The organism is Lacibacter sp. H375, from assembly GCF_037892425.1.
GTDB lineage: Bacteria > Bacteroidota > Bacteroidia > Chitinophagales > Chitinophagaceae > Lacibacter.
In genome coordinates, this window is sequence record NZ_JBBKTT010000001.1 from 3,053,252 (window position 1) to 3,077,068 (window position 23,817).

Here is a 23,817-nt window from a genome sequence, read left to right on the forward strand (position 1 = left end):
TACGTGTTGATACTTACTCTGAATTTAAAACAAAGCAACATATAAAAATGTCAATTAAATCAATTCGGCTGCTTGTTTTTTTTGCGGCAATTATTTCGGGTGTCTTCTATGCAACAGCACAACCACCACGTGGTCCTTTTGTAATTTCACCACAGGTACATGCCGATAACACTGTAACATTCCGCTATCTGGCTCCTTCAGCTAAAGAAGTAAGATTGGGAGGTGGGCAGTTTGGTGCAGCTCAAGTACCAATGATAAAAGATTCTATTGGCATCTGGAGTATAAAAGTAGGGCCAATAAAACCTGATATCTATCCTTACAGTTTTGTTGTTGATGGCGTAACAGTAATGGATCCTGCCAATGTTTCTTTTTTTCCAAATGAACGGTTTAAAGCAAGTTTGGTTGATATTCCCGGCGAAACGCCATTGATTCATTCAATGAAAAATGTGCCGCATGGTACAGTAAGCTATGAGTATTATCCATCTGTTGAAGGTTCCACAGGATCGGTAGTAGTATACACACCACCGGGTTATGATCAAGCTGCCGGCAAAACATATCCTGTTTTTTATCTCATCAGCGGAACAACCGACACAGAAGAAACATTTTTTAAAGTAGGTAAAACAAATTTCATTCTCGATAACCTCATTGCAGAAGGAAAAGCTACGCCGATGATCGTTGTTATGCCTTATGGTAATCCTATGGCTCGTATTGCAGAACAAAAGAAACAGTCAAAGCCGGGCGATATTGTTGGAAGAGACAGTGAAGATGCGGTTACACGTGCAAAGCTGTTTGAAACAGATCTTGTAAGTAACCTTATTCCTTACATCGAAAAAAATTACCGCACCATCAGTAACAGGAACAGCAGAGCGATTGGTGGTTTTTCAAGAGGTGGCGGACAAACCTTACGAACAGCTTTCAGTAACACCGATAAGTTTTCATGGATCTGTTGTTACAGTGCTTACCTCTCTCCGCAAGAAATGGACAGCAGGTATAAAAGCCTGGTTGATAATCCGGCAAAAACAAATAAAGATTTGAAACTGCTTTGGGTAAGCGTTGGTAACGAAGATTTTTTATACAAATCAACTGTTGAGTTTATCGATTATTTAAAAGCAAAAAACATCAATCATAAAAGTCTAATCACTGGTGGAGGACATACGTGGATGAATGTGAAAGATTATGTGGCGCAAACAGTACCGTTACTTTTTAAATAAGACAATATGAAATCATTCTTTATAGCAACTTTATATTTATTCATTGGCTGTATTGTGTTTGCACAACAACGGCCACCTTCTATCAGTTCGCCTGATGTAAATGCAGATGGCAGCGTTACTTTCAGATATTATTCACGAACGGCACAAACAGTAATACTGAAAGGAGAATTTCTTTCCGCTCCGCTTCCGTTTGTAAAAGACACATCGGGTATTTGGTCGTTGACGGTGAAAGATATTAAGCCCGACATTTATCCTTACAGTTTTAACGTAGACAATGTTGAAATAGCCGATCCAAACAATACCTACATCTTCGCCAACGAACGTTTCAAGAGAAGTATTGTGGATATTCCCGGAAAGACACCATTAATTCATTCATTGCAAAATGTACCACATGGAAAAGTCAGCTATCGCTATTACAACTCTGCAACATTAGGTACCGCAAGGCAGTTGCTGGTGTACACACCACCGGGATTTAATGCCAACAGCAAAACAAAATATCCTGTCTTGTATCTCATTCACGGCGGATCGGATACCGAAGAAACATGGACAAAAGTTGGAAACGCAAATTTCATTGCAGATAATTTGATCGCACAAGGGAAAGCCGTACCCATGATCATTGTGATGCCTTATGGAAATGTTCGTCCAAAACCAATGCCCGATTTTACAAAAGATGTGATGAATGATATCATCCCTTTTATTGAAGCAAATTATCCTGTTCATACCGATAGTAAACATCGTGCAGTGGCCGGCTTCTCTGTTGGTGGCGGACAAACACTCAATATTGGTTTAACCAACACCGACAAATTTGCTTATATCAGTTCTTATGCTCCCTTTACAGCAACCGAAGAGTTTCAGAAAAACTTTGCAAACTACGCACCTGATGCGGATAAGATCAATCAGCAGTTAAAACTGTTTACCATCAGCGTTGGCACAGAAGATTTTTTATACGAACCAGTAAAGAAGAACATTGCCATGTTTGAAGAAAAGAAGATCAAACTAAAAAGTTACATCGTACCCGGCGGACATACATGGATGAACTGCAAATTGTTTTTAGCAACCACACTTCAGGAAATATTTAGATAAATCATAGCAAATACATTTAACCACTTTAAAACAGGTAGTATGAAATTTAGATCAGTAGTTCTGTTGGCAGCTATACTCGTAGCCGGCAGTACAGGTTTTGCACAAACAACCATTATTGAAGATTTTAAACCATCCCCATTTAATCAACCTTTTCAGGCATACCCACAGGTAAACTCACAAGGTTATGCAAGATTTAGAATTCATGCACCCAATGCAGATAGTGTAAGAGTTAGTCTTGGTCTTGGTGGGCAAGGAGGAACAAAATTAGTAAAGGCAGACAGTGGCTATTTTATTGGAACTACTGCAGGCCCAATGGATGAAGGTTTTCATTATTACAGAGTAAACGTTGATGGAGCTACGTTTAATGATCCTGGTACCGGATTCTTTTATGGATCGCAACGCTGGGAAAGCGGCATTGAAATTCCTGCTAAAGACCAGGACATTTATGCATTGAAAGATGTACCGCATGGCAATATGCAGCACATCATTTTTCCATCGAAAAGTACTAACACGCAAAGAGCTGCAGTGGTATATACTCCTCCAGGCTATGAAAAGGATAATTCAAAATACCCTGTACTATACCTGCAACATGGCTGGGGCGAAAATGAAACTTCATGGGCTGTACAAGGAAAAACAAACCTCATCATGGATAACATGATCGCATCAGGAAGAATAAAACCTTTCATTATTGTAATGACTTATGGTATGACGAATACCGGGATGCCAATAGGCCGCAGACCAACGCCACCACCTGCTCCGGCTGGTACAACAACAACTACTACTAATAATCCTGCGCCTCCCGCCGGAGGTGGAATGGGTGCACCAGGTAGGGTAGCTACAGGAATTACTGCTGGTGAAATAACAGGTGTAGGTGCATTTCAAACTGTATTACTCGATGAATTAATTCCGTATGTCGATGCACACTTCCGCACAAAAGCCAACAGAGATAACAGGGCTATGGCGGGTTTATCGATGGGTGGTTTTGAAACACATACTATCACATTGGCCAAGCCGGAAGTATTTGGTTATTGGGGATTGTTAAGTGGTGGCAATTATACACCTGCGCAACTGGAAGGTAAAATGAAACCAAAATATATTTTCATTTCATACGGAAGTAAAGAAACCCGTGGTGCTGAAGCATTACCTAAAGTAGAAGCAGATTTAAAAGCTGCTGGCTACAAAGTGGCCACTTATGTTTCGCCGGGCACAGCACATGAATTTCAAAGCTGGCGGAGAAGTTTATACGAAATGGCACCATCTCTTTTTAAATAAGATAATAAGCTTCCTGTAAATGAATATCATTCGTATATCAACCCAATGCCAACGCTTCGTGCTGATGTTATTTATAGCTGCATTGGCATTGGTATGTTCGTCTCCACATGCAAATGCCCAGTCCAAAAAGAGTAAACAAAAGGTTACTGCAACTGCGTATAGAAATGTTTTTAAAGAAGCCGGTTATAAGCAGGCAGATATTGATGCAAAGATTGAGAAGGCATACCATGATCTTTTTGAAAGTCCGCAAGGGATTTATTTCAACGTAGGTGATACGATGGGTTATGTATCTGATTTAAAAAATCATGATGCAAGAAGTGAAGGACTTTCATATGGCATGATGGTAGCTGTGCAGATGAATAAAAAAGATGTGTTCGACAGGATCTGGCGCTGGACAAAAAAATATACACAGCACCAGGAAGGTCCGAGAGAAGCATACTTTGCATGGAGCATCAATCCGCAAACACTCAAACGAAATTCACAAGGCTCAGCTTCTGATGGTGAATTGTATTTTGTTACGGATTTACTCTTTGCGTCTAATAAATGGGGTAACAATACCGGAATCAATTATTATGGCGAAGCACGCCGGATTTTAGATGCCATGTGGAAGAAAGATGGTACCGGAAATATCTTTCATGTGATCAATAAGGAACATAAGCAAATCAGTTTTGTTCCGGAGGGTAATGGCTATACCTGGACAGATCCTTCGTATCACCTTCCCGCATTTATGGAAGTATGGGCCATGTATGCAAAAGATGGGCACGAGGAATTTTACAAAGAATGTGCAGATACATCAAGAGCTTATTTGCACAGAGCCTGTCATCCGGTTACAGGATTAAATCCTGACTATAGCGAATTCAGCGGAGCTCCACACAATACAAGATGGATACCGGTTGCATTCCGTTACGATTCATGGAGAGTTCCAATGAATATTTCGATGGACTATGCGTGGTTCAGAAAAGATGCAGCATGGCAACTTGATTATGCTAAACGTATTCAGCAGTTTTTCCGTTCAAAAGGTATTAACAGTTTTGATGATCAGTTTAACATGGATGGCACACGGCCTGATTCTATTTTGCAGGCAGGAGGTTTTAAAAAATTACGGCATTCACTTGGGCTTGTTTCTACACTGGCAACTACAGAGATGATCTATTCAGAAAAAAACCGTTACGATTTTGTTCATGCTTTGTGGAATGCAAAACTTGAACCATATGGCGACGGTTACTTCGATCCTTACTATGATGGCTTATTGTATTTATTCAGCTTGTTGCAGTTGAGCGGCAAGTATCAAATTATAAAACCGGTTTAATCAAACGCAGACAAATTTCGTTCACGATGAAAAAAATATTCACTGCAGTTGTTCTTCTTTTTTTGCTCTTGCAAATACAGGCACAGGAAATACTCAAGCAAATGCCCAAAGGTTTTGATGAAGTGCGTACTGAAAGTGCAAAAGGAAAAATTGATACGATCACCTACAGTTCAAAAACAGTAGGTGTAAACAGAAGAGCGCTTGTGTACACTCCACCCGGCTTTTCCAAAAAGAAAAAATATCCTGTACTGTATTTATTACATGGAATTGGTGGCGATGAAAAAGAATGGCTCATTGGCGGCAAGCCACAGGTCATTCTTGATAATCTGTATGCGGAAGGAAAGCTGCAGCCAATGATCGTTGTAATGCCCAACGGCAGGGCAATGAAAGATGACCGTGCAACCGGCAACATCATGGCGCCGGATAAAGTGCAGGCCTTTGCAACATTTGAACAAGACTTATTAAATGATCTGATTCCTTTTATTGAAAAGAAATTTCCTGTTCACAAGGATCGTGAAAACAGAGCGATCGCAGGTCTATCTATGGGTGGCGGACAATCATTGAATTTCGGATTAGGTAATCTCGACAGATTTGCATGGGTAGGTGGTTTTTCTTCAGCCCCCAATACGAAGTTGCCGAATGAATTAGTACCTGATCCTGCAAAAGCAAAACAACAACTGAAATTATTATTTATCTCTTGTGGTGATAACGATGGATTGCTTTCGTTCAGCAAACGCACACATGATTATCTGCGTCAAAACGAAGTGCCTCATATCTATTACTTAGAACCGGGCGGTCATGATTTCAAAGTTTGGAAGAATGGCTTGTATATGTTTTCTCAATTCTTATTTAAACCGGTAGATGCATCACAGTTTTCGAAGTACACTGTATTGGGAACTGCTGCAGCAACCAATATCCGTTCAGCAAAATATCCGCAAGTGTTACCCGATAGTCGTGTGATGTTTCGCATCAAAGCACCCGATGCACAAAAAGTGCAGATCGATTTAGGAAAGAAATACGATATGCAGAAAGATACAGGTGGTTACTGGATCGTTACCACCGATTCAATCAGTGAAGGCTTTCACTATTATTCATTGTTGATTGATGGTGTTGCAGTTGCTGATCCTGCAAGCGAAACGTTTTATGGTATGGGGCGCATGGCAAGTGGTATAGAAATTCCGTTTAAAGGCGATGGCTACTATGCGTTGAAAGATGTGCCGCATGGTGACATCCGCATCAAAAAATATTATTCAGCAGTAACACGTTCATGGCGCCAATGTTATATCTACACACCTCCGGGTTATGATGCCAGTACAGCAACAAAATATCCGGTGCTCTATTTATTACATGGTGGTGGTGAAGATGAACGGGGCTGGGCAATGCAAGGCAAAACAGATATCATCCTTGATAATTTAATTGCTGAGCAAAAAGCAAAGCCTATGATTATTGTCATGATGGATGGTAATGTTTCCGCTGGCGGACCTGGTGGATTTGGTGAGCAGGCCTTGCGTGCTTTTGAAAATGAGTTAAAGCAGACATTGATTCCTTTCATTGAAAAAAATTACCGTGTGGCAACCGATGCCAACAGCAGAGCATTGGCCGGTTTGTCAATGGGTGGTTTACAAACATTGCATGCAGGTGTACGAAATACAAACATGTTTTCTTATCTCGGAGTGTTCAGTTCAGGATGGTGGAGTAATCAACCTGCACTTTCCAACCCGCAATATGAGTTCATGAAAACAAATGCAAGTACCATCAATACCAACCTGAAACAATTCTGGATTGCCATGGGTGGTAAACAAGATATTGCCTGGCAGAATTGCCAAACGATGATGGCACGGTTTGATGAAATGAAAATCAAGTACACATACAGTGAGTATCCCGGCGGACATACATGGCCGGTATGGAGAAACAACCTGTACAATTTTGCGCAACTTCTGTTCAGGTAATTATCAGTACGAGGTGAAGTTTAAAAGTAGAAGCAGATAGATATTGTATTATTTCAGAATAAAGCAGAGCTGTCATTACCGTATCGTCCAACGGTATTGTTAACTAAAAACCATTGCTTACAACCTGAGATCAAACAATATAAAGTTGCAGGTTAATTATCTGTTCAGGCAAAAGAAATAATACTCATTGCCGTACATGTTGACTCTCCCGTGCAGAGGATTTATGTGAGGTAGAGCCCATCGGAAAAAAATAGAATTGCAGCATCTTATAATTAAAAGCAAAAGAGTGATACCTGTATTGTCAAATTTTCAAATTGTAAAAATGAAAGCAAGCAAAACCTGTTTGATGATATGCCTGCTCTTTTCATTCACAGTGCGTGCACAGGAAATTGTTGAACTGTATCCCGGTTCAATCCCCAATGCAAAGAAATCTGAAAAGAAAGAAACCTTCAACGGAGGAATGTTTCGTGCTGTGACAAAGCCAACACTGGAAATCTATCTGCCAGAAAAAGAGAAAGCAACAGGAACGGCTTTAATTATCATTCCAGGTGGTGGATACAGTGTGGTTGTTTACCAGGGAGAAGGAATTGCTACAGCAAAACAATTTGCAAGTAAAGGCATCGCTGCTTTTGTATTGAAATACCGATTGCCGGATGACTCCATGATGTTGAATAAAACAATTGGTCCCTTGCAGGATGCACAGCAAGCCATCAAATTCGTTCGGGAAAACGCATCGAAGTGGGGAGTTGACACAAACAAAGTGGGTGTTATTGGGTTTTCTGCGGGTGGTCATTTGGCTTCCACGGCAGCAACTCATTTCCAAAAACCGGTGATTGAAAACATAAGCAATACTAATCTGCGGCCCGACTTTCAGATTGTTGTTTATCCGGTCATCAGTATGCAGGACAGCTTAACGCATCGAGACTCCAGAAACAAATTGCTTGGAAATAATCCATCGAAAGAACTTATCAACCAATATTCAAATGAATGGCAGGTTACCAGCAAAACACCACCCGCTTACATCACTCACGCAGCCGACGATAAAGTAGTGGATGTAGATAACAGCATTGCCTATTTTGAAAGTTTAAGACATCAGAATGTTGCTGTTGAAATGCACGTTTATCCAAAAGGCGGGCATGGCTTTATCTTCCGGCAACCGGATTGGATAGAGCCTTTACTTCTGTGGATGAAGAAAAATAATTGGATAAATTAAAACAAGCACCCGAGCACTTTTCACTAAAATGGAAAAAATGTCTATAAACAAAATCACAAGTATTCTTTTTGCTGTTTCTATCGTCGTCATTTTTAGCTATTGCAGCAGCAAATTGAGCCAGTCATCGCCAAACCAGGTAAAAGGATTAAAGGATTATTACAAAGATTATTTTTTGATGGGTGTTGCTGTTACTCCCCGTCAGTTGCAGGGCGAAGACTCGGCTTTAATCGTTAATCATTTCAATAGTGTAACAGCCGAAAACGCTATGAAGATGGGGCCAATTCATCCAGGCGAAAACGAATACTATTGGAAAGATGCCGATGCCATCGCTGATTTTGCTAAAAAACATGGATTGAAGATGCGTGGTCATACCTTATTGTGGCATGCCCAGGCTCCCGCATGGATGTTTAAAGATGCGGATGGTAAAGAAGTATCGAAGGAAGTTTTATCACAGCGGTTAAAAGAACACATAACCACGGTAGTTAACCGGTATAAAGACCGCATTTATGGTTGGGATGTAGTTAACGAAGCAATTGATGATAATGATACAGTTTTCTACCGCAAAACACAATGGCTAAAAATATTTGGTAGCGAAGAGTTTATTGCCAAAGCATTTGAGTATGCGCATGCTGCCGACCCTAAGGCCGTTCTCTTTTACAATGACTACAACACAGAAAATCCAAAGAAGAGAGAGAAGATTTATCAGATGGTTAAAAAACTAAAAGAGTCTGGTATTCCAATTCATGGTGTGGGTTTGCAGGGGCATTGGTCTATCAATAATCCGTCAAGAGAAGAATTGGAAAAATCAATACAGATGTTTTCTTCACTGGGCTTGCAAGTACAAGTAACCGAGCTGGATGTGTCGGTGTATGGAGGCAGGCAAGGCGGACAATTAATTCAGGGTCAGCGTAGAGATACCACCACCAGCTTTACTCCTGAAATGGAAGAACCACAACGGGAAAAATACAAAATGGTGTTTGATGTTTTTCGCCAGTACAAAGAAAAGTTAACCGGTATAACCTTTTGGAATTTAAGCGACCGTTATACCTGGCTGGATGGCAGGGGAAGGAAAAATTATCCCTTGTTATTTGATATAAACCGTCAACCCAAAAAAGTGTATTGGGATGTGGTGAATTTCACGCAGGAAAAAAGCAAGTAATGAACCAATGATTGTATCAGGAAAGTAAATTGAAACTCTTCTTGCAATAAATGCAAAAACTTTTTAAGGAAGACAAACAGGAATTATATGCATAAACCACTAGTTGCCCGGCTATTATTTGTTTGCATCATACTCTGCAGCACAGAATTTGCAATAAGTCAGCCGTTGCGTGAGCCACTTTTTGTTTCTACGCAAATCAATAGCGACAACACCGTTAGCTTTCGCTATTTCGCACCCATAGCAAAAGATGTGAAGTTGAACGTGCAATTTGAGAAAGCAAACGTTCCGATGACAAAGGATAGTTCCGGTGTATGGCATGTCAAAGTAGGCCCGGTAAAACCTGATATGTATCCTTATCATTTTGTGGTGGATGGTATACACGTAGCTGACCCAAAGAACAGCGCCATCTTTCCAAATGAAGGATTTCAAAACAGCATTGTCGAAATTACTGGTAACACGCCGCTGGTTCATACCCTTCAGGATGTGCCTCACGGAACCGTTGCATACCGTTATTATACCTCACCGGAATTGGGCATGCGTCCTGTTGTGATTTATACACCTCCCGGTTATGAAAAAGACGCTGCTAAAAAATATCCTGTGCTTTATCTTCTTCACGGCACAACAGATGTGGAAGAAACATGGACAAAAGTGGGAAGGGCCAACATCATTCTTGATAACCTGATTGCCCAAGGCAAAGCACAACCGATGATAATCGTGATGCCATATGGCCGTGCTTATCCTAAAATCAGCAAAGAATCCGGCAGTCTTCGCAACTGGGAAAATTTGCAGGAGTTCAAAAAAGATTTTTTGAATAACCTGCTTCCTTTTGTAGAACAAAACTACCGGGTAAAAAAAGAGAAGGATGGCCGTGCCATTGCCGGCTTTTCCGGCGGAGGTGGTGAGACACTTTATCTCGGGTTAAATAATCCGCAACTTTTCAGTTGGGTTTGTGGTTTTGCACCCGGCATGCTGAAAGAAGAATTTAACCGCAACAATGAAGTTGCTTTTGCCAATCCTTCACTTACCAATCAGCAATTAAAGTTATTTTGGATAGGAGTGGGTAAAGAAGATATGTTGTATCCCGTTATTTCGGATTACCTGAAAGTGCTGGATGAAAAAGAAATCAAACATGAAATATTTATTTCGGATGGCGGGCATACGTGGATGAATTGTAAACTTTTTCTTTCCATCATCGCACAAAAACTTTTCAAGTAAGAACAATGCAAGTCTTTCTTACCATACCCACCTGAATCTCTAATTGATAAACCATAAAACAACGATTGCTTTATGATCCTGAAACGATTGTCAGCCAAACTCAGCATTGCAGTTGTTGCATTGCTGTTGTTGTCTTTTTATATCGGTTGTAATTCGGGGGCATCCACGTATAACCATACTACATGGTCGCAATATGGTGGCGGTCCCGATCAGTCGAAATATTTCGATGCATCTGAAATTACGAAAGATAATGTGGGGCAGTTGCAGATTGCGTGGATGTATAACTCTCAGGACAGTATGTCTTACTTTTTCAGTCCTGTTGTTGTGGACAGCATGATGTATTTGATGGCGAAAAATTTTTCACTGGTTGCAGTGAATGTGCATACGGGTAAAGAAGTTTGGATCCACACGAAGCTGATGGGTTTATCAAGAAGAGGCATCAACTACTGGGAGAGTAGTGATAAAAAAGACAAACGACTCGTCTTTACATTGAATAATTCGTTGCAGGCGATCGATGCGGTTACAGGAAAAAGTATTCTGAGTTTTGGCGATAGTGGTTATGTTGATCTGCGGCAGGGCCTTGATCGTGATCCTTCTTCCATCAGGCGAATGCAATCCATGATGCCCGGCATTATTTACAACGATCTTGTTATACTTGGCTCTGCTCCCGGCGAAAATTATTTTTCACCACCGGGTCATATAAGAGCTTACAACGTAGTTACAGGAAAATTAGAATGGACCTTTCATACCATCCCCCATCCCGGTGAATTTGGATACGATACCTGGCCAAAAGATGCTTACAAATATGCAGGTGCTGTAAATGTGTGGAGTGAAATGTCAGTAGATGAAAAAAGAGGCATTGTGTATCTCCCGCTGGGTTCTCCCACGTATGATTATTATGGTGCCGATCGCATTGGTGCCAATCTGTTCGGCAATAGTTTAGTGGCACTTGATGCAAAAACAGGAAAACGCATCTGGCACTACCAAACGGTGCATCACGATCTGTGGGATTATGATCTTGCTTCCGCACCGCAGTTGCTAACGGTAAAGAACAATGGCAAAGAGGTCGATGCAGTTGCGGTGGCTACCAAGCATGGTTTTATGTTTGTGTTCGACAGAGTAACAGGTGATCCATTTTTCCCAATCGATGAAAAACCATTCCCTGCCAGTGAAATGCCGGGCGAACAGGCATGGCCCACACAACCCATTTCTTCACTACCGGATTTTACAAGGCACACTGTAACAAAGGAAACACTCAATCCATTTTTTCCTGACAGTATTAAACAGCAATGGCACAAGCGTCTTGATTCGTCAAAGTCCGGTTTGTATCTTCCTCCATCAGACAAATATGAAACGGTAATGATGCCGGGTGCATTGGGAGGTGCCAACTATGGTAATACAGGTTCCAATCCCGGCAAAGGAATCATGTATGTGATGACACAGGAATATGCTTCCACTTACAAACTCAAAAAAGTGCTCCCTCCTTCAGCGAATTTGTCGAACGATGAGGTAAAACGTGTGAAAGCATTTTACACTGCTACTTGTAAAACCTGTCATGGTGCCAATATGGAAGGAGGTCTTGCACCATCATTGGTAAACGCAGGCCAGCGTATTTTTTATGATGAGTTTAAAGGTATTGTGCTGAATGGTCGTGGACAGATGCCGGGATTTGTGCATGTAGATGAGCAAACAATTACTGCCTTGTATCGCTATCTCGGAGGAAACCCTGCACGACCAAATTTCTTCAGAAGAATGGATACCACTTCAAAAGTAAGTGGACCAGTAGTTGCATCAGGTGGTGCTAAAATAAAACCAGATGCAAACCGTAGTGCTCCCATGTTTGATTATCCGGAAGGAGTAGATCATCCGGTTGATCGCTATACAACTGATTATGGGTTAGACTGGATGGGATTGTTATCACCTCCCTGGTCATCATTGGTTGCTTATGATCTCAATACCGGCACCATCAAATGGAGAAAACCTATTGGTGAAGATTCACTTTACAGCAAAGGCGATAAAACAACCGGCGCACCTAGTGGTGTTTTACGAAAAGGAATGGTAGTTACATCAACAGGAATTGTATTCGCTACTGCAAAAGGTGGTAAGCTCTACGCATTTGATGCAGACAATGGAACTGTTTTATGGGAAACAACATTGAGTCATGAAACCAATGGACAACCGATCATGTTTACAAAAAATGGTAAGCAATATTTAGTCGTAAATGCAACGGGCACATTTGCGAAAGACAGCTATAATCATGCTGCCAAACCCGGTGCTATTCCAAGAGGTTATCTGGTTTATGCATTACCCGACATGAAAAAATAAAAAAACTGTTCTGCATATTATGAACTGTTAAACAAGCAAGCAACATGAAAAAATTATTCATCCCTTTCGTTATACTCGCAGCACTTCACACAGTTGCGCAACCACTTCAGCAACGAATTGTTTTGAATGATCCGGCAAAATACAGGATGTTATCTGCCGTGCATGCCGGTGCAGGTGAAATGGGATTTACACAATTGATCGGTCGTACAGAACTGTCAACAAATTTTCTTTATCTGCATGCAGGTACTATAAAAGCGAAATCTGGGATCGGCCACCATTTTCATCACGGTATAGAAGAAATGTATGTACTGCTTAATGGCGAAGCACAATTCACCATCAATGGCCGTACATCAAAAATAAAAGCTCCTGCTGTAGTGCCCTGCAAAGCAGGCGATTCACATGCGATTTACAACGCATCAAACGAACCTGTGCGTTGGTTGAATTTTGCAGTGAGTCAACAAAAAGGAAAATCGGATGCATTTGATTTGGGAGATAGCCGTGTTGGCGCATCACTTGATCCCATACCTGTTTTTGTTTCGGGTAAGCTGGAAAAGCAGCCAACCAATAATCAGAATGTGCCGCCCGGTTTTAAACCTTCCATGAGCAGACGGGTTTTTGGTCCGGATATTTTTTCAACCAACTGGAACCATGTTGATCACATTATAATTCCGGCCGACAGTTCAGTAACTCGTCAACTCAACGGCATTGAAGAAGTGTATTATGTAATAAAAGGAAAAGGAACTGTTAGTTTGAATAGTCAAAATGCAACAGTAAAACAAGATGATTCGTTCTTCGGCTCTCTTGGTGAAAAAACAATCATTACAAACAATAATAAAGAAGACCTTGAAATATTGGTGATTGGAATTGCTGCATCTAAGCAGGATCATTTGACTATCAATAATCCATTGATCAAACCCAAAGCAATGGCTTTGCAAATGGAATTTGTTGTGCCGAAAGAAAATGCAGAAGCGTTTGAAAAAATGTACTACTCCATTTATGTTCCTGCGATGAAAGTTCAAACCGGTTATCTCGGATCAAAATTGCTTCGGCTGTTTCCTGAAAACAGATCAAAGGAAATCCAAGCTGAACCTACAACCTACAATTACCAGATACAAATTTCATTTGATACAGAAGAGAACCGCAGAAAATGGGTGGCAAGTAAACAACACGATATTGCCTGGCCTGCAGCATCCGGTTTGGCCACACAATTCAAGTGGAAAGGTTATGATGTAATGGGCGATGATGAGCAACGATAAATAATGTAAATGTTTTTTCGATCACCTGTCATATTAATCAGTGTGCATTTGTGTGTTGCTGTGATCAGCAGTAACGCACAGGACATGCAACCAACTTCATCACTCGTTTATCCGGGTGTTGATGGTAAGCTGTTGTATGTGGCTGATAGTATCGGAAATGTGATACCAGATTTTTCCAACGCAGGTTACAAAGGCGGAGGTGTTCGTATTCCGTATGTGGCAGTGAAAGTAACTGTGTGGCCCGTGCAAGGTGATAATTCAGAATTGATACAAGCAGCAATTGATCGTGTTGCTGCAATGCCGGTTGATGCAAGTGGTTTCAGAGGAGCAGTGCTGCTGAAGATGGGCATTTATCATCTTGCAAAACCCATTTACATCCGTGCATCGGGCATTGTACTTCGTGGAGAAGGAATGAGTGATCTTGGTACAATCCTCATTGGTAAAACAAGTGAACAAACGCAGGGGCCTGGTTTTCGTCAACCCGCACTCATTAATGTAACAGGTACTGCAGGTGCTGTGGAAGCAGGTGAACCAAAACAACTGATCTCTGATCAGTATGTTCCGGTTGGTGCAAAAACGTTCAATGTTGGTTCAGCAAAAGGATTCAAGGTGGGCAACAAAATTCTTGTTCGCAGATATGGTAACGAAGAATGGATCAAAGAACTTGGACAGGATACATTATCTGTTGGGCGATTCCGTTGGAAACCTTTCACCATAACATACGATCGGGTGATCACTGCCATCAATGGAAATACAATAACAATTGATGCACCTGTTTTTTGTGCTATCGAAACAAAGTGGGGCGGTGGTGATATTGTGAAGTATATCGATACCGGTCGCATTGAACAGGTTGGCATTGAAAACTTGAGAGCTATCTCTGAATACAATCCATCAGTTAGAAGAAAAGATTACGGGAATATGGATCGAGGATCATATGACGGGCCTGGTTCAAAATATGAAGGTGATGAATACTACGCAGACGAAAATCACTATTTCAATTGTATCAATTTCAGCAATACAAAAAATGCATGGGTGCGAAATATCAGTGCCTTACATTTTGGCAGCAGCGTTGTACTTACAACAGCAGGTACCAAATGGATCACGGTGCAGGATTGTGAATCAAGAGAACCCGTTTCCATGCGTGCAGGTGCAAGAAGGTTTACCTATCAACTTAATGGGCAGTTGAGTTTGGTACAGCGATGTTATTCGCAAAAAGGGCGTCACTCGTTTGTAATGCAAACATCTTCGTCCAGTGGTAATGTATTCTTCAATTGCGAAGCAACACAACCCTACTCTTCCAGTGAGCCGCATGCAAACTGGGTAAATGGTGCATTGTATGATAATGTAAAAGCTCCGCTTACTGCAAGGTTCTGGAAAGATATCAGCATTGGTTGGGCAGGTGCAAATATTGTATTCTGGAATTGCGAAGGCGATTTTTTGATTCAACAACCACCAACAGCACAGAATTATTCCATTGGTCACAAAGGTGTTGCATCTGTAATTTTTAACAGGTCACTGCAGGATCTTTCCAAACCAAATGGTTATGTGGAATGGATGGATCAACATGTAGCACCACGGAGTCTTTACTTAACACAACTCAAAGAACGGCTGGGCGCAACTGCTGTAAAAAATATCGGGAAAGATGAAGAAAGCTTTGACTAGAAAACGAAACAGACAATCATAAAAAAAAATAAACGAACGAATCATGCTGTTAAACTCATTCAAATCGATTTTACATATAAGCGCATTGTTGCTTTTTTCCTTTAGTTTTTCCAACTGCAACTCTGTACCCGAAGCAGCCTGGGAAAAAACAAACAATGAACTGATCAAACAGCATCAACTCAAGAGACGTACAATAGACGGCTTACCTGCTTCAATAGTTGAATCGAATATTGAACCTGCGAAAGTGGCCAGCCTCGATAAGTTAGACAGTATAGTGTTGCATACAGGTGTATCTGCAAAAATTTTCTGGGGTGCAGGAAATATGGTGAGTGTGTTGCAGCTTCAACCACATGCAGTCATCCCTGAAGAGGTGTTAACTGCCGACCGGTTTTTATTTATCCTGGAAGGATCTGCTGGTTATGTTGTCAATGGCACTGCGCTGTCGATGTTTTCACAAAAAAGGGAAAGCCCCGATGGCACACATAGCGGCACGCCGAGAACAGATTTTGTGTATTCAGAAAAAGGAACAAAATCTGCAATTAAAGCAGGTTCTTCAGGAGCAAGGCTGTTGGAAGTGTACAGCCCGTTGCGTGCCGACTATCTGAAAAAAGCGGGTGTTACAAATGCACCCACAGAAATTCCTGATATAAAAAATGTGATGCAGCCGAATATTACTGCTAACCAAGTCTATGATCTGTATAATCTGCAACTCACCACACTTACAGCCGATGCACATTCACGGATATTATCAGGCAGAAATATGCAGTTAAGTTTTATATCGATGGATCCGGGTTCTGTGTTTCCGCATCATATACATCCTGAAGAACAATTGATGTTTGTACTGAGAGGCGAATGCCGTGAAATCTTATTGGATGGCGAACAGGAAATGAAAACAAATAACATGGTGCGCATTCCAGGTAACATGGTGCACGGTGCGAAGATTAGCGAATTGGGTTGCGATGCATTGGATATATTCTGGCCTGCGAGAGAAGATTATCTTGAAAAAGAAAAAGCAAGAATTACAGCTTATCATGAAATTATTCCTGCTGATGCAAAGCCGGAGTTACTGGTTGATGGTAAAAATACAAAGCCTGAATTATTTTTTACTGAAGGACCGAAATGGATGAACGGAAAGGTTTATCTATCCAATATGTTCTTTGATCAAAATTGGGGTGCAAATCCTAAGAAAAGTTCAACAGTTGAACTCGATCCCAACGGAACTTACCGGAATATTTCGGAAGGAAAAATGCAAACAAACGGATTGTATCCTTACAAAAACGGTAACCTCATTGTTTGTGATATGATGGGCCACCGGGTTGTGGAAATGACCACGAAGGGCGAAGTGGTAAGAGTATTGGCAGATAAATATGAAGGCAAATCAATTGACGGACCCAATGATGTGATCACCGATGCAAAAGGCGGCTTTTATTTTACCGATCCGCAGTTTACCATGGAGCCAACAAAATTTCAACCCGGCCGTGCAGTGTATTATGTTTCTAATGAAGGAAAAATAACAAGGCTTGTGCAGCCAAATGAATTTGCTATGCCCAATGGAATACTGTTATCACCCGATGGCAAAACACTTTACATCAACAACTGCTATGATAATGAATCGTGGTATCCTGTTAACAGCGAAAAGGATAATCATATCTGGGCATATGATGTGAATGCCGACGGCAGCATCAGTAACGGAAGAAAATTTGCCACGTTATTCCTTACCGAAAATGTATTGGATCGAAAAGGAAAATCATCCAGTGCTGATGGTATGGCCATTGATACAGATGGAAATCTTTATGTGGCTACTTACTACGGTGTACAGATTTTTAATAAAAGAGGAGAGTTCGTTGGCATGATCAATCTTCCTTCCTTCCCGGTGAGTTTATGTTTTGGAGATGCCGATCTCAAAACGTTGTACATAGTCAGCTACAGTAAAGTGTACAAGATTAAAACAAACAAAAAAGGATTTGTTCAGTATTTATAAACTATAAAATAAATAACAAGTAAACCAGTCATGAAGATCAAAAAAATAATACTCAGCACTTTTATCTTTCTTTCAACATATACATCAGCTGTTGCACAGGATCCCAACTTTTATATTTTCCTCAGCTTTGGTCAGTCGAACATGGAAGGTTATGCAAGGATTGAATCACAGGATACGTTGAATGTAGATCCACGCTTTAAAGTTTTGGAAGCGGTTGATTGTCCGGCAATCGGCAGAGAAAAAGGCAAGTGGTATTCAGCAGTTCCTCCATTGTGCCGTTGCAGAACCGGTTTAACACCTGTTGATTATTTTGGAAGAACATTGTTGGCAAACCTGCCTGCCAATGTAAAAATTGGGGTCATCAATGTTTCGGTTGGTGGTTGTAAGATTGAATTGTTTGATCGGGATAATTATCAGACATACACTGCAAAAGCACCCGGCTGGATGATGAATGCATTGAAAGAATATGAAGGCAATCCTTATGGGCGTTTGGTTGAAATGGCAAAGCTTGCACAAAAAGAAGGCATCGTTAAAGGAATACTGTTGCACCAGGGTGAATCAAATACAGGTGATACAACATGGCCGCAGAAAGTAAGTATGGTCTATAAAAATCTGCTCAGCGATCTTCAGCTTAATTCACAAAACGTTCCGTTGCTTGCGGGCGAAGTGGTGCATGCAGAACAAGGTGGTGTTTGTGCTGGTATGAACGCCATCATCAATCAATTGCCTTCTATCATTCCAACTGCACATGTTATATCGTCGAAAGGTTGTGCTGATTCGCCGGATAATCTTCATTTCAATGCTGAAGGTTACCGTGAGTTTGGAAAGAGATATGCAGAAAAAATGCTGGCCATACTTGGCAATCAACTCAACAAGTAAACACATCCTTCGGGTTTGTACAATGTAAACAAACAAATTAAATGTAAAATCAAAAAAATGAAAAAGCTACTTACACTTGCAATAGCAGCAATAGGGTCAACAACTGCCTTTGCACAAAATCCCATCATCAAACACATTTTTACTGCAGATCCTTCGCCCATTGTGCACAAGGGTACTTTGTATTTATACACAGGTCATGATACAGCATCTGTAACTGCTACCAATTATAAAATGCCTGATTGGCATGTGTTTTCTACAACAGACATGAAGAACTGGAAAGATCATGGTGTACAGCTTTCGCCACATACTTTTTCATGGGCTACCGGCGATGCCTATGCAGCACAGTGTATTGAGCGTGATGGCAAATTTTATTGGTTTGTTTCAACTTTTCATAAAAAAGACAGTGTAAGTAACGGTGGTGCAGCAATTGGTGTTGCTGTATCCGATAAACCAACAGGACCATTTAAAGATGCAATTGGAAAAGCACTCGTGATCAACGAAATGACGACGGATAAGAAACATTCATGGGATGATATTGATCCTACTGTAATGATTGATGATGATGGGCAGGCTTATATGTATTGGGGTAACGGAAGTTGTAAATGGGTAAAGCTGAAAAAAAATATGATTGAGATCGATGGACCAATTAATATAGTTGCTATTAAAAATTTCATCGAAGGCCCATGGGTATACAAACGTAAAGGGTTTTATTATTTGGTATATGCAAGTGCGGGCACCAAACCTGAAATGATCGAATACTGTATGGCCCCTAGTCCAACAGGGCCTTGGGAATACAAAGGTATTATACAGGAAAATGTACCGAACAGTTTTACTACACATCCTGGTATCATTGATTACAAAGGCAAGTCGTATTTCTTTTATCACAATGGCACATTGCCTACCGGGGGCAGTTACAGGCGCTCCATTTGTGTAGACTATATGTATTACAATGAAGATGGAACCATTCAGAAGATCATTCAAACAACAGAAGGGGTGAAGCCAATCAAGTAATATAATTCGTTATTTAAAAATATCTTTCGGAACAAATTACCAGTTTAAATGATCAAGAAATTCATTTTTGTTTTTGGAATTATCAGTTGCCTCAGTCAGAATAATGTTGCACAAACAAAACTGGCTGCCAATCCAGTCATCCATGCTGATGTTCCTGATTTGTCAATGATACGAGTAGGCAATAACTATTACATGAGCAGCACCACCATGCACATGAGTCCTGGAGTGCCGATTATGAAATCTACTGATCTCATCAACTGGAAACTCATTGGCTATGCGTATGATACCTTGGTGAATAATGATGAAATGAATCTTGTAAACGGAAAATCTACTTATGGTCGTGGTTCATGGGCCAGCAGCATCCGCTATCACAAGGGTACATACTATGTTTCAACCTTTGCTGCTACAAGCGGCAAAACACATATCTACAGTACAAAGAATATTGAGAAAGGTCCGTGGAAAGAAATTACGTTCCGTCCTGATCTTCACGATCATTCCTTGTACTTCGATGATGATGGTAAAGCGTACATGATCTATGGCAACAGAAAATTAACACTCGTTGAATTAAAAGATGATCTGACTGGCCTGAAAGAAAACGGCATCAAACAGGTGATCATTGAAGATGCAACACAACCCAGTCAAAGCGTTGGACAAAGTGGTTTAGGCGAAGGTTCGCAACTCTTCAAAGCAAATGGTATGTACTATCTGTTCAACATTACTTGGCCAAGGGGCGGCATGCGTACAGTAGTGATTCATCGTGCAAAAAGACTTACCGGTCCATGGGAAGGCAGAATTGCATTACAGGATCTGGGAGTTGCGCAGGGTGGATTAATCGATATGCCTGATGGCCGATGGTTTTCTTATCTGTTTCGTGATAACGGAGCAGTAGGTCGTATTCCATATTTAGTCCCTGTCAAGTGGGAAGATGGCTGGCCGGTGTTAGGAGAAAACGGAAAGGTACCGGCAACACTTAACCTACCGGCAAGCAAAGGTTTGATTCCGGGTATTGTTGTTTCTGATGAGTTCACTCGCAAAAAAGGTGACGCTGCTTTGCCACTCGCCTGGCAATGGAATCATAATCCTGACAATCGTTTTTGGTCGGTTACTGCACGCAAAGGTTTTCTTCGTCTTACAACCGGCAGAGTTGACAGCAGCTTTCTTTCAGCAAGAAATTCGCTAACGCAACGTACCATCGGTCCTTTTTGTACTGGTGTTACCGCTTTAGATGTATCAAACATGAAAGATGGTGATGTTGCAGGCTTTGCTTTGTTGCAAAAAAATTATGGATTGGTTGCTGTGCGTGTAACAGGTACTGCTAAAGAGCTGGTGATGATCAACGCAAGCTCAGGCAAAGCAGAAGAAGTACAACGTATTACTTTTACACAAGCAACTGTCTACTTTAAAGCAGAATGCAATTTTACCAACCGCAAAGATGTTGCTGATTTCTTTTACAGTACAGATGGAAAGAACTGGATAAAGTTTGGTACAACGTTAAAGATGTCGTACACGCTTCCGCATTTTATGGGTTACCGTTTCACGTTGTTCAATTACGCAACCAAAGAAAAGGGAGGCTTTGTAGATTTTGATTATTTCAGAATCAATGATACGATTTCCAAACCGAAATAATCATGAATCCAAATGGATCATCATAGTTAAAATTAATAATACTGAAATGAAAAAATTAAAGAAAGCGATTTTTGTTTGTGTGATTTTATTAATTGCTGCAAACGGACTGTTTGCCCAAAATCCTTTTATCAGAGATCAATTTACTGCAGACCCATCTGCCAGGGTTTTTGGTAACAGAGTGTATGTCTATCCGTCGCACGACATACTTGCAAAGGAAGGTAAAGGACGTGTTGGGTGGTTTTGTATGGAAGATTACCATGTGTTTTCATCGGATAATCTTACAGATTGGACTGATCATGGTATGATCGTAACACAAAATAAAGTGCCGTGGGTTCGTCCGGATAGTTACAGCATGTGGGCGCCGGATTGCATTGAGCGGAATGGCAAGTACTACTTCTATTTTCCAACAGCGGCAAAAGATACGGTGGCACATGGCAGAGGATTTACAATAGGTGTTGCTGTTGCTGATAAGCCCGAAGGACCCTATGTTCCGCAAGCAACACCTATTGCAGGCGTAAGAGGAATTGATCCGAATGTTTTTATTGATAAAGACGGGCAGGCTTATCTCTACTGGTCGGCAGGAAATATTTATGGCGCCAAATTAAAATCAAATATGCTGGAGCTGGATTCGGAAGTGAAAATATTAGGTGAACTGCCAACAAAAGGTTTGAAAGAAGGTCCGTATGTATTTGAACGGAATGGTATTTACTATATGACCTATCCGCATGTTGAAAATAAAACCGAACGACTGGAGTATGCAATTGGCAATAATCCCTTAGGACCCTTTAAAATAGTTGGTGCTATCATGGATGAATCGCCAAGCGGTTGCTGGACAAATCATCATTCGATTATCCAGTTTAAAAATCAATGGTATCTTTTTTATCATGATAAAGATTATTCACCAAGGTTTGATAAAGCACGTTCAATCAGAATAGATAGTCTTTCATTTAATGCCGATGGAACAATCAGGAAAGTAATACCAACTTTGCGAGGTGTAGGAATAACAAAAGCAACCTCTCAAATTCAAATCGACAGGTTTACGCAGTTAAGTACAGATGGAGCATCCATTACGTTTCTTGATTCGATGAATACATTTAAGGGATGGGAAACAGTTTTTGCTAAACCGGGGGCATGGTCGCAATACAATAGTGTTGACTTTGGGAAAAAACAATTAAAAACAGTAACTGTAAATGCAAGATCTGAAGAAGACGGCATATTGCAGATACGCATTAATAGTGTAAACGGACCTGTAATTGCAGAAATAGCAATACCCAAAAGTAACGAGTGGAAATTGATACAGGCGCCGGTATTGAAGTATCAATCAGGAATTAAAAATCTGTTTGTGACATTAAAGAGTGGTACACATACAGGAATAGACTGGATAAGTTTTAAATAGATCAAAAAACGCACTATCGCTGTTAACTGCGTGCGATGGCGCTAAAAAATATTGCGGGTTTTTAGTTTGATCCCGCAACGAGATCAGTCTGAATTGACTGAGTTTTGAAACAGTACGAAGGCCGCTTTTAAGCGGCTTTCTTTTTTAAAGTTAGTTTTTTCAACTATTGACCGTATGACAACACAAGAGAAAATTAATTGTTCCCTCCTTCAAGTTTAGGTAATGATGGATTATCTTATGTTTCTTAACTTGCTCCAGAGATGGCAACAAGGCAACAAGTTAAAAAACAGGAAGGCTTCGAAGGGCAACGGATGATCGTACTACCAAGAAAGATCGAAAAGGATTTTCTGTTACGTGATGCGGTTACCCGTCAGGTATTTATTACAGATATTGGTTATTACCCAAAGGCCCGTTATCACTATGTACATCGAAAAAACGGAGCCGATCAGCACATCTTCATTTATTGTACGCAAGGTAAAGGCTGGGTCGAATTCAACAGGAAGCGTGTCATCCTTTCGCCTTCGCAATTTGTTATTATTCCTGCTAACGCAGCACATAAATATGGAGCCGATGAAAAAGATCCCTGGTCGATCTACTGGTTTCATTTCAAAGGAAAATTAGCCACGGAATTTGTAGATCTTATTTTTCAAAAAGTAAAAACACAGCATTCTCATATTGTTCATGCAGAAAACAAGATCAGGCTATTTGAGGCAATGTACAGCAATCTTGAAAAAGGCTATAGTGCCGTTAATCTGCGTTTTGTTAATATGACGCTCTATCATTTTCTCTCATCACTGTTGTACGAAGATAAATTCAGTTATGAAACGCCGAAAAGGGAAAATGATTTAATCGCAGCGGTAGTTGCACATATGCAGCAAAACATCGACAGCATTTTTACACTGAATGAATTTGCTGCTTTTGCAAACCTTTCTTCATCGCATTTTTCCGCTTTGTTCAAAACGGGGACGGGGTATCCGCCGATGGAATACTTTAATCAATTAAAGATTCAGAAAGCCTGTCAGTTATTATTGTTCTCCGATAAGTCGGTAAAGGAAATTGCACATGAATTGGGTATTGCTGATCCCTATTACTTTTCAAGATTGTTTACCAAGCTGATGGAGGTGTCACCTTCGGAATACAGGAGCAGGAAAAGACAATTGGAGGTTTTCTCCCACAAAAAGTAAATGTTGTGGTTTGGAGAGAATCAGAAGATTGTCCATCATAATCAGCAATAAATACATGGTATCTCTGGTTGAAATCAGGATATTTG

General features: G+C 40.7%; 17 protein-coding genes. All 17 read left to right on the forward strand.

The genetic code is table 11. The annotated features are described in order from the left end of the window. The first annotated feature begins 47 nt into the window (after positions 1 to 47). The 17 genes from WG954_RS13245 (at position 48) to WG954_RS13325 (ending at position 23,731) form a co-directional block, all read left to right on the forward strand. Positions 48 to 1,211, forward strand: a complete 1,164-nt coding sequence (locus tag WG954_RS13245; protein WP_340437089.1) for an alpha/beta hydrolase — start codon at positions 48 to 50, stop codon at positions 1,209 to 1,211. Between the two features lie 6 nt (positions 1,212 to 1,217). Continuing rightward, positions 1,218 to 2,294 carry an esterase gene (locus WG954_RS13250; protein WP_340437090.1) on the forward strand — a complete coding sequence of 359 codons (1,077 nt, stop codon included), beginning with the start codon at positions 1,218 to 1,220 and terminating at the stop codon, positions 2,292 to 2,294. A 39-nt stretch (positions 2,295 to 2,333) separates the two neighbouring features. Next, positions 2,334 to 3,566, forward strand: a complete 1,233-nt coding sequence (locus WG954_RS13255) for an alpha/beta hydrolase-fold protein (protein WP_340437091.1) — start codon at positions 2,334 to 2,336, stop codon at positions 3,564 to 3,566. A 19-nt stretch (positions 3,567 to 3,585) separates the two neighbouring features. Then, positions 3,586 to 4,875, forward strand: coding sequence for a family 8 glycosyl hydrolase (locus tag WG954_RS13260; protein WP_340437092.1), 1,290 nt, complete (start codon positions 3,586 to 3,588; stop codon positions 4,873 to 4,875). A gap of 26 nt (positions 4,876 to 4,901) precedes the next feature. Further along, complete coding sequence (locus WG954_RS13265; protein ID WP_340437094.1) at positions 4,902 to 6,824, forward strand: alpha/beta hydrolase-fold protein; 1,923 nt, start codon at positions 4,902 to 4,904, stop codon at positions 6,822 to 6,824. Between the two features lie 322 nt (positions 6,825 to 7,146). Further along, entirely contained in the window at positions 7,147 to 8,037 is an 891-nt protein-coding gene (locus tag WG954_RS13270) for an alpha/beta hydrolase (protein ID WP_340437095.1), read from the forward strand. Between the two features lie 37 nt (positions 8,038 to 8,074). Then, positions 8,075 to 9,196 carry an endo-1,4-beta-xylanase gene (locus WG954_RS13275; RefSeq protein WP_340437096.1) on the forward strand — a complete coding sequence of 374 codons (1,122 nt, stop codon included), beginning with the start codon at positions 8,075 to 8,077 and terminating at the stop codon, positions 9,194 to 9,196. Between the two features lie 87 nt (positions 9,197 to 9,283). Next, positions 9,284 to 10,411 carry an esterase gene (locus tag WG954_RS13280; RefSeq protein WP_340437097.1) on the forward strand — a complete coding sequence of 376 codons (1,128 nt, stop codon included), beginning with the start codon at positions 9,284 to 9,286 and terminating at the stop codon, positions 10,409 to 10,411. A gap of 72 nt (positions 10,412 to 10,483) precedes the next feature. Then, positions 10,484 to 12,736 carry an outer membrane protein assembly factor BamB family protein gene (locus WG954_RS13285; protein WP_340437098.1) on the forward strand — a complete coding sequence of 751 codons (2,253 nt, stop codon included), beginning with the start codon at positions 10,484 to 10,486 and terminating at the stop codon, positions 12,734 to 12,736. Positions 12,737 to 12,780: 44 nt separating this feature from the next. Next, positions 12,781 to 13,992 carry a cupin domain-containing protein gene (locus tag WG954_RS13290; protein ID WP_340437099.1) on the forward strand — a complete coding sequence of 404 codons (1,212 nt, stop codon included), beginning with the start codon at positions 12,781 to 12,783 and terminating at the stop codon, positions 13,990 to 13,992. Positions 13,993 to 14,001: 9 nt separating this feature from the next. Next, a complete protein-coding gene (locus tag WG954_RS13295) occupies positions 14,002 to 15,654 on the forward strand; it encodes a hypothetical protein (RefSeq protein ID WP_340437100.1) in 1,653 nt (550 codons plus the stop codon). Between the two features lie 43 nt (positions 15,655 to 15,697). Next, positions 15,698 to 17,635 carry an SMP-30/gluconolactonase/LRE family protein gene (locus tag WG954_RS13300; RefSeq protein WP_340437101.1) on the forward strand — a complete coding sequence of 646 codons (1,938 nt, stop codon included), beginning with the start codon at positions 15,698 to 15,700 and terminating at the stop codon, positions 17,633 to 17,635. A 30-nt stretch (positions 17,636 to 17,665) separates the two neighbouring features. Then, positions 17,666 to 18,514: a sialate O-acetylesterase gene (locus tag WG954_RS13305; protein ID WP_340437103.1), complete on the forward strand. Its 849-nt coding sequence runs from the start codon at positions 17,666 to 17,668 to the stop codon at positions 18,512 to 18,514. Between the two features lie 57 nt (positions 18,515 to 18,571). After that, a complete protein-coding gene (locus tag WG954_RS13310; protein ID WP_340437105.1) occupies positions 18,572 to 19,525 on the forward strand; it encodes a glycoside hydrolase family 43 protein in 954 nt (317 codons plus the stop codon). A 48-nt stretch (positions 19,526 to 19,573) separates the two neighbouring features. Beyond that, the gene (locus WG954_RS13315) at positions 19,574 to 21,151 is read left to right on the forward strand and encodes a glycoside hydrolase family 43 protein (RefSeq protein WP_340437107.1); all 1,578 of its coding nucleotides are present in this window, start codon (positions 19,574 to 19,576) and stop codon (positions 21,149 to 21,151) included. Between the two features lie 46 nt (positions 21,152 to 21,197). After that, a complete protein-coding gene (locus WG954_RS13320) occupies positions 21,198 to 22,547 on the forward strand; it encodes a family 43 glycosylhydrolase (RefSeq protein WP_340437108.1) in 1,350 nt (449 codons plus the stop codon). A gap of 260 nt (positions 22,548 to 22,807) precedes the next feature. Next, the gene (locus tag WG954_RS13325; RefSeq protein WP_340437110.1) at positions 22,808 to 23,731 is read left to right on the forward strand and encodes an AraC family transcriptional regulator; all 924 of its coding nucleotides are present in this window, start codon (positions 22,808 to 22,810) and stop codon (positions 23,729 to 23,731) included. Positions 23,732 to 23,817: the final 86 nt, after the last annotated feature.

Excerpts from the sequence above, each read along its gene's own strand:
- WG954_RS13245 (WP_340437089.1), top strand. The coding sequence starts at position 48 with ATGTCAATTAAATCAATTCGGCTGCTTGTTTTTTTTGCGGCAATTATT.
- WG954_RS13250 (WP_340437090.1), top strand. The coding sequence starts at position 1,218 with ATGAAATCATTCTTTATAGCAACTTTATATTTATTCATTGGCTGTATT.
- WG954_RS13255 (WP_340437091.1), top strand. The coding sequence starts at position 2,334 with ATGAAATTTAGATCAGTAGTTCTGTTGGCAGCTATACTCGTAGCCGGC.
- WG954_RS13260 (WP_340437092.1), top strand. The coding sequence starts at position 3,586 with ATGAATATCATTCGTATATCAACCCAATGCCAACGCTTCGTGCTGATG.
- WG954_RS13265 (WP_340437094.1), top strand. The coding sequence starts at position 4,902 with ATGAAAAAAATATTCACTGCAGTTGTTCTTCTTTTTTTGCTCTTGCAA.
- WG954_RS13270 (WP_340437095.1), top strand. The coding sequence starts at position 7,147 with ATGAAAGCAAGCAAAACCTGTTTGATGATATGCCTGCTCTTTTCATTC.
- WG954_RS13275 (WP_340437096.1), top strand. The coding sequence starts at position 8,075 with ATGTCTATAAACAAAATCACAAGTATTCTTTTTGCTGTTTCTATCGTC.
- WG954_RS13280 (WP_340437097.1), top strand. The coding sequence starts at position 9,284 with ATGCATAAACCACTAGTTGCCCGGCTATTATTTGTTTGCATCATACTC.
- WG954_RS13285 (WP_340437098.1), top strand. The coding sequence starts at position 10,484 with ATGATCCTGAAACGATTGTCAGCCAAACTCAGCATTGCAGTTGTTGCA.
- WG954_RS13290 (WP_340437099.1), top strand. The coding sequence starts at position 12,781 with ATGAAAAAATTATTCATCCCTTTCGTTATACTCGCAGCACTTCACACA.
- WG954_RS13295 (WP_340437100.1), top strand. The coding sequence starts at position 14,002 with ATGTTTTTTCGATCACCTGTCATATTAATCAGTGTGCATTTGTGTGTT.
- WG954_RS13300 (WP_340437101.1), top strand. The coding sequence starts at position 15,698 with ATGCTGTTAAACTCATTCAAATCGATTTTACATATAAGCGCATTGTTG.
- WG954_RS13305 (WP_340437103.1), top strand. The coding sequence starts at position 17,666 with ATGAAGATCAAAAAAATAATACTCAGCACTTTTATCTTTCTTTCAACA.
- WG954_RS13310 (WP_340437105.1), top strand. The coding sequence starts at position 18,572 with ATGAAAAAGCTACTTACACTTGCAATAGCAGCAATAGGGTCAACAACT.
- WG954_RS13315 (WP_340437107.1), top strand. The coding sequence starts at position 19,574 with ATGATCAAGAAATTCATTTTTGTTTTTGGAATTATCAGTTGCCTCAGT.
- WG954_RS13320 (WP_340437108.1), top strand. The coding sequence starts at position 21,198 with ATGAAAAAATTAAAGAAAGCGATTTTTGTTTGTGTGATTTTATTAATT.
- WG954_RS13325 (WP_340437110.1), top strand. The coding sequence starts at position 22,808 with ATGGCAACAAGGCAACAAGTTAAAAAACAGGAAGGCTTCGAAGGGCAA.